6 protein-coding genes and 2 tRNA genes are annotated in these 6,327 nt (G+C 60.9%); 4 read left to right on the top strand and 4 right to left on the bottom strand.

What is annotated here, in order from left to right:
- Window positions 1-215 precede the first annotated feature (215 nt).
- Window positions 216-1,577 carry a tRNA (N6-isopentenyl adenosine(37)-C2)-methylthiotransferase MiaB gene (gene miaB / locus NW827_RS10540; RefSeq protein WP_414404013.1) on the top strand — a complete coding sequence of 454 codons (1,362 nt, stop codon included), beginning with the start codon at window positions 216-218 and terminating at the stop codon, window positions 1,575-1,577.
- On the opposite strand, the gene NW827_RS10535 is transcribed toward miaB, so the two are convergent.
- Both NW827_RS10535 and NW827_RS10530 read right to left on the bottom strand, forming a co-directional pair.
- A tRNA-Thr gene (locus NW827_RS10535) sits at window positions 1,577-1,648 on the bottom strand. The genes miaB and NW827_RS10535 overlap by 1 nt on opposite strands.
- 4 nt (window positions 1,649-1,652) lie before the next feature.
- Window positions 1,653-1,738 (bottom strand) — tRNA-Tyr (locus NW827_RS10530).
- Window positions 1,739-1,878: 140 nt separating this feature from the next.
- Between NW827_RS10530 and lysA the strand changes: the two genes are divergently transcribed.
- The 3 genes from lysA to NW827_RS10515 all read left to right on the top strand — a co-directional run bounded on the left by lysA (window position 1,879) and on the right by NW827_RS10515 (window position 5,128).
- Entirely contained in the window at window positions 1,879-3,255 is a 1,377-nt protein-coding gene (gene lysA, locus NW827_RS10525; protein WP_414404014.1) for a diaminopimelate decarboxylase, read from the top strand.
- Between the two features lie 179 nt (window positions 3,256-3,434).
- The gene (gene cdaA, locus NW827_RS10520; protein WP_414359719.1) at window positions 3,435-4,379 is read left to right on the top strand and encodes a diadenylate cyclase CdaA; all 945 of its coding nucleotides are present in this window, start codon (window positions 3,435-3,437) and stop codon (window positions 4,377-4,379) included.
- Between the two features lie 5 nt (window positions 4,380-4,384).
- A complete protein-coding gene (locus tag NW827_RS10515) occupies window positions 4,385-5,128 on the top strand; it encodes an isoprenyl transferase (RefSeq protein ID WP_414359720.1) in 744 nt (247 codons plus the stop codon).
- Window positions 5,129-5,185: 57 nt separating this feature from the next.
- On the opposite strand, the gene NW827_RS10510 is transcribed toward NW827_RS10515, so the two are convergent.
- Both NW827_RS10510 and NW827_RS10505 read right to left on the bottom strand, forming a co-directional pair.
- Window positions 5,186-5,794, bottom strand: coding sequence for a CPP1-like family protein (locus tag NW827_RS10510; RefSeq protein WP_414359722.1), 609 nt, complete (start codon window positions 5,792-5,794; stop codon window positions 5,186-5,188).
- A 27-nt stretch (window positions 5,795-5,821) separates the two neighbouring features.
- On the bottom strand, window positions 5,822-6,327 hold a 506-nt coding region (locus NW827_RS10505; protein ID WP_414503663.1), incomplete at its 5' end, for an aminotransferase class V-fold PLP-dependent enzyme.

Below are 6,327 nucleotides of genomic sequence, written 5' to 3'. Positions count from 1 at the left end.
TTTCCGCCCCGCACGAATCACGCTAGCGGGACGGAGAGTTACCAAGCTACTGTATTCCAGCTCGTAGCTCCTCCGCTAAGGGGTAGCGCCTAACCCCGCCTCAGCGAGGGCCGTGCAGAGGGCAAAGGGCAACCCTGGAGGGGGCTGCTACTGCCCCCTGAGGATCCGCTAAGCTCATAAGGTAAGGATTGCTGTCCCTGTCTTCTGGTCTTGCCATGGCTGCTCCCACCTACTCCATCATCACCTTTGGCTGTCAAATGAACCGAGCCGACAGCGAGCGCATGGCCGGGATCCTGGAGTCGCTGGGGTATGTGCCCGCCGCAAACGAACTGCAGGCAGACTTGGTTCTCTTCAATACCTGTACCATCCGCGACAACGCTGAGCAAAAGGTGTATTCCTACCTAGGCATCCAGGCGCAGCGCAAGCGGAAAAACCCCGCCATCAAGCTGATCGTGGCCGGCTGCGTGGCCCAGCAGGAGGGAGAGCGGCTGCTGCGCCGCGTCCCGGAGCTCGACCTGGTCATGGGCCCCCAGTACGTCAATCGCCTGGGAGATCTGCTGGCCCAGGTGGAGGCTGGCAACCAGGTGGTGGCCACTGAGCCTGTCGAGATCCCGGAAGACATCACCAAGCCCCGCCGGGATAGCCGGGTGACAGCCTGGATCAACGTCATCTACGGCTGCAACGAGCGCTGCACCTACTGCATTGTGCCGTTGGTGCGGGGACGGGAGCAGTCGCGCCAGCCGCAGGCCATCCGCGCCGAGATTGAGGACGTGGCCCGGGCCGGCTACCGCGAGGTCACCTTGCTAGGGCAAAACATCGACGCCTACGGGCGGGATCTGGATCCCAAAACCAACCTGGCCAGCTTGCTGCGCTTTGTCCACTCGGTGGAAGGGATCGAGCGGATTCGCTTTGCCACCAGCCACCCGCGCTACTTCACTGAAGAGCTCATTGCCACCTGTGCCGAGCTGCCCAAGGTGTGCGAGCACTTCCACATCCCCTTCCAGGCGGGCAGTGACGAAGTCCTCAAGCGGATGCGGCGCGGCTACACCCAGGAGCGCTACCGCCAGCTCATCCAGCTCATCCGCCAGTACATGCCCGAGGCCACCATCAGCGCCGATGCCATCGTTGGCTTCCCCGGTGAAACGGAAGCCCAGTTTCAAGAAACCCTGCAACTGGTGCAGGATATCGGCTTTGATTTCCTCAATACTGCCGCCTACTCTCCCCGCCCGGGCACGCCAGCAGCGGAGTGGCCCGACCAAGTGCCAGAAGAAGAAAAAAGCGACCGCCTGCAACGGCTCAACCGCTTGGTAGCGGAGGTGGCTGCCGCCCGCAGCGCCCGCCTGCTGGGCCAGGTGCAGGAGGTGCTGGTGGAAGGCCCCAACCCCAAAAACCCCCGCCAAGCGATGGGACGTACCCGCGGTAACCGCATCGTCTTCTTCGACGGCGATCCCGAGCAATTGCAGGGATCCCTGGTGCCAGTGCGCATCACTGCTACGCGGGCTTTCTCTCTTAGCGGCGAGATGGTCAAAGCAGGGGAAGGGAAACCCCACCCTGCAGAGCTGGAAGTTTGTGCCTAAGCCCACGACGAGGATTGAACTCGTGACCTCCCCCTTACCAAGGGGGTGCTCTGCCACTGAGCTACGTGGGCAGCGTGGTGGGCCGAGTTGGATTCGAACCAACGTAGGCGTAAGCCAGCGGATTTACAGTCCGCCCCCTTTAACCACTCGGGCATCGACCCATAGACGCTGGTCCTCTATAGTAGCAGAAAAAAGGGTGCCCAGGAGCAACTTAGGCCCAGGTAGAAGCTGAGGGAGCTTTCCCCAGCCCAATTGGCGAGAAAACTTGGTAGGGTGGAAAACAGGCCTCTAGCTTGCAACTATGGTCTCAAGGCTCAGCACTCCGCCTTCTGTCGAGTCCGTTTCTCCTAACCAGTCCCTGCAGCCGTTAACTAGCCGCGTCAACCGCCAGGGCCACCTGGAAATTGGTGGCTGTGACGTGGTGGAGCTGGTGCGCCAGTTTGGCTCCCCCCTCTACATCCTGGACGAATGGACCCTGCGGCAGGCCTGCCGCCTCTATCGCGACACCTGGGCCCGCTGCTACCCTGGGCAATCCCAAGTCTTGTATGCTACGAAAGCCTGGAACTGCTTGGCCATCTGTGCTTTGGCGCTGCAGGAAGGGCTGGGGCTGGATGTTGCCTCTGGCGGCGAGCTGTACACTGCCCTGCAAGCAGGAGCTAGAGGCAAAGATCTCTACCTGCACGGCAACGCCAAGTCAGCAGAGGAGCTGGCCATGGCCCTGGAGGTGGGCTGCACCCTGGTCGTAGATAGCCTCTACGAGCTGCAGCAGGTGGCGGCCCTGGCCACCCCTGAACGACCCGCCCGCTTATTGGTGCGGGTCAACCCCGGCATTGACGTCCACACCCATGAGTACATCCGCACCGGCCAAACCGACAGCAAATTTGGCATTGGCCAGTGGCAACTGCCGGAGGTGTTTGATTTTCTGGCAGCCCATCCGCAACTGCACTGCGTCGGGCTCCACGCCCACATTGGATCCCAGATTTTTGATCTGCAAGGACACCGCGACCTGGCGGGGGTACTGGCTCAGATCTGGCGGCAAGGGTTAGACAAAGGCCTGCCCCTCCAGGAGCTCAATGTGGGCGGCGGCCTGGGGATCCGCTATGTCGAATCCGACGATCCCCCGTCCATCCCAGAGTGGGTGGAAGCCGTGGCCACTGCAGTGGAGCAGAGTTTCACTGCCGCTGGGATCCCCCTGCCCAAGGTGCTCTGCGAGCCTGGACGGTCTGTGGTTGGGCCAGCGGCTGTAACTGCCTACACCTTGGGGGGCAAGAAGTGGATCCCGCCCAGCGAAGACCTTCCCGAGGGGCGTCTCTACGTCACCATTGACGGTGGCATGTCCGATAACCCCCGCCCTATCACCTATGGGGCCCGCTACACCGCCCTTCTGGCCAACCGCCCCGAGGCTGAGGCCACCCAGAGGGTAACAGTGGCCGGAAAACACTGCGAGTCGGGGGATGTGCTCTTGAAAGATGTGCTTTTGCCCAACCCAGCGCCCGGCGAAGTCCTAGTTGTGTTGGCCACCGGCGCCTACAACTACAGCATGGCCTCCAACTACAACCGCTTCCCGCGGCCGGCAGCAGTGCTGGTCAACCAAGGGAAGGCCCAGTTAATCCTGCGGCGGGAAACTTATGCCGATTTAATCCGTCAGGATATCCTACCAGAGCAGTTGCGGCCCTAGAGGCAAAAAGCGCCAGCAGGGAGCTGCCCAAGTTGCCAGGGAGGATCTAGCCTACTGGGCTCAACTGGGAAGACCTGGAAGCCAGGGAGGAGGTAAATGGTAGGCTGGTCAGGGAACCGCAGTCCGGCAAGATTCTCGCGGCGGGACGGCGCAGGCGAAAGGTCTGCAGCACGAGGGGAGTGTGGACGGGGTTTTTCGGCATGCTGGCGGCCTTATGGGCTTGGCTACAGCAATTTACCTTTCTCAGCCTCTTGGATTGGGCACTGGCTGTCCTGCTATTGGCTTTGGCCCTCTATTCCACCCGCAAGAGCCGGGCCGGGGTGCTGGTGCGAGGATTTACGGTGCTGTTGGTGCTCTACCTGGCCACAGCGGCGCTGCCGCTGGTGCACCTTATTTTAGATCGCTTGCTCCTGGCTGCGGCCGTGGCCATGGGGGTGCTCTTTCAGCCAGAGCTGCGGCAGCTCTTGGAGCAGTTGGCCAAGATCATCCGCATGGAAGGGTCAGATCCTCCAAACGGGGATGAGGAAGATTATGAGGAGGGCTTGGTGGAGGAAGTGGTGCAAGCCGTGCGGGAGCTCTCCCAAAGTCGGACAGGGGCTCTAATTGTAATTGAGCCGGATCAGCCCATTGACTCACGGGTGTTTACTGACAAGGGGGTCTCTCTTCAAGCACGGGTATCGCGGGAGCTTTTGCAGACGATTTTCCAGACCTCGACCTTGCTCCACGATGGGGCAGTTCTTATCCATCGAGATCGCATTCGCGCAGCAGGAGTCATCCTACCAGTTTCAGAGCGAGCTGCTTCCCGTCAACTGGGAACCAGGCACCGGGCGGCAATGGGGATTACCGAGCAAGCCAATTGCTTGTGTATTGTGGTTTCAGAAGAAACCGGGTCCATCTCTCTAGCAGAGGGTGGACGCATCGAGCGTCCCCTAACCAGTGCCAGGTTACATGAGCTGCTGCTAGAGCGGTTGCGCCATTCCCGCCAGTCCAAAAAACGAGAGGCTCCTCTGAGGAGACTGGGGATCCACTCGTGGGTTTGCAACGGACCGTTGCGCTGGTGGGGATCCCTGCTTGATTCAGCCAAACGCTCTCGCAAACCTGAGAAAACGCTTCCTAAAGAATAACCTCCATGACTCTTTCTCCTGCTTATCTTCAGTTACCTGCCGATCTCGATCCGCAGTTGTTACCCCGCCACGTGGCCGTGGTGATGGATGGCAACGGGCGGTGGGCACAAAAACGGGGGCTCCCCCGCAGCGTCGGCCACCAGCGGGGGGTAGCGGCCTTGAAGGAGCTCGTCCGCTGCTGCCACGATTGGGGGATCCCGCTCCTTACTGCCTATGCCTTCTCCACCGAAAACTGGGGTCGAGCCCGCGAAGAAGTCGATTTCCTCATGACTTTATTTGAGCGGGTGCTGTGGCAAGAGTTGGAGGAAATGGTGGAGCAGGGGGTGCGCATTCAGTTTGCCGGCCAGTTGTCGGCCCTGCCCCCCTCTCTACAGGAGGCCATTGGGCAAGCAGTGGAGTGTACCCAGCACAACGAGGGTCTTTGCCTGACGGTGGCTCTCAACTATGGAGGAAGACAAGAGATCCTGCAGGCTTGCCGCTCCATTGCCACCCTGGTACAGCAAGGACTGCTGCAGCCGGATCAAATTGACGAGGCCCTTTTCTCCCAGTTTCTCTACACCAACGGCCTCTCGGATCCCGACTTGCTAATCCGCACCAGCGGCGAGATGCGCCTTAGTAACTTTTTGCTCTGGCAGATGGCTTACACTGAGCAGTACTTCACCCCCATCCTTTGGCCCGATTTTGACCGCGCTGCTTTTCACCAGGCTCTGCTCAGCTACCAGTCGCGCCAGCGACGGTTTGGCAAGTGAGGAGGTTCTCTACCCCCCCTCTAGGAAAACTGAGGAGCGAGGGCTCTGAGGCAGGTGCTAGCGCAAGAAGGTGGTTACTAGCCACATTAACCCAAATGTAATTCCCACCCACAGGAGGCCAGGGGCATCGCCACCGGTAAGGGGCAAAGCAAGACTATAGGCCAACACCAGCCCCAGGATCAAGGCCGCCAGCGCCAAGAAGAAAGAGCGGAGGAAGCGGCGTTCCTTGCGGTACAGGAAATAGATGGAGGTCATCAGCCCCAGCGCCAGTTGTAAGGAGGGATACTCTTCGGGGGAGAGGACAACCCAACCTAGCAACCCTCCCAAAATCCCTGCTGACCAGAGGGCGGTGGCCACCGAAGGGGTGTCCAGCCAGCGGTTTAACCCAAAAGAGATCTTCTTGACCGGGCGGGGTAAACCCACCTCTGGCGCAGGAGAGCCAGGGCGCTGTTCTGCGTAGCGAATGCGATCCGGGACGGGGATCTTGCCCTCTTTGCGCAGGCGCAGGCGCTGCATCAGGATAGCGTCGTAGGCTTGCTCCACCCGTTCCTGCTGCGCTTCATCTGCAGCCAAGCTGGCTAGGAGTCGTGCCCGCGCCGACTGGATCTCCTCAAAAGAGGCTTCTTCACTGACCCCCAGCACTTGATAGGGACTCATCTCAGCCATGACGACCAGCCTGCTTGTAACTCTCTATCACCCTAGCCTAGCCGCCAATTGAAGAACCGCCTGGGAGGGTTGAGGGTCTAGCCTCGCCGCCGCCAGGAGCAACGCCCGCAGCGATTGGGCCACCTGCTCAACGGCTGCTGGAGTGGTAGCCCTGCCCAGGCTAAGGCGGATAGATCCCAGGGCCTCAGCCTCAGAATAGCCCATGGCCAGGAGAATGCGGCTAGGGATCTGTTGTCCACTACTACAGGCAGAGCCGGCGCTGATGGCGATTCCCTGGCGGCTCATCTCCCTCACCAGCACGTGCCCCGGGATCGCGGTGGTGCAGTAGCTGAGGTGGTGGGGCAGGCGTTGCTCCAGATCTGCAGGGCCAGTTAGCCGCAAACCGGGCACGGAAGCCAGCAACTGGGCCAAGTGCCGCTGCAGCTGCCGTAGGCGGGCCGTCTCCCGCTCCAGCTCTTGGGCAGCCAAAGCTGCCGCCACCCCCAGGCCAAACATCCCTGGGATACCATGGGTGCCGGCTCGCAGCCGCCGTT

The sequence above is a fragment of the Synechococcus sp. H70.1 genome, from assembly GCF_047502705.1.
Taxonomy (GTDB): domain Bacteria; phylum Cyanobacteriota; class Cyanobacteriia; order Thermostichales; family Thermostichaceae; genus Thermostichus.
The sequence above is the reverse complement of the archived record's forward strand: the minus strand, read 5'-3'. Positions and strand labels throughout refer to the sequence as shown.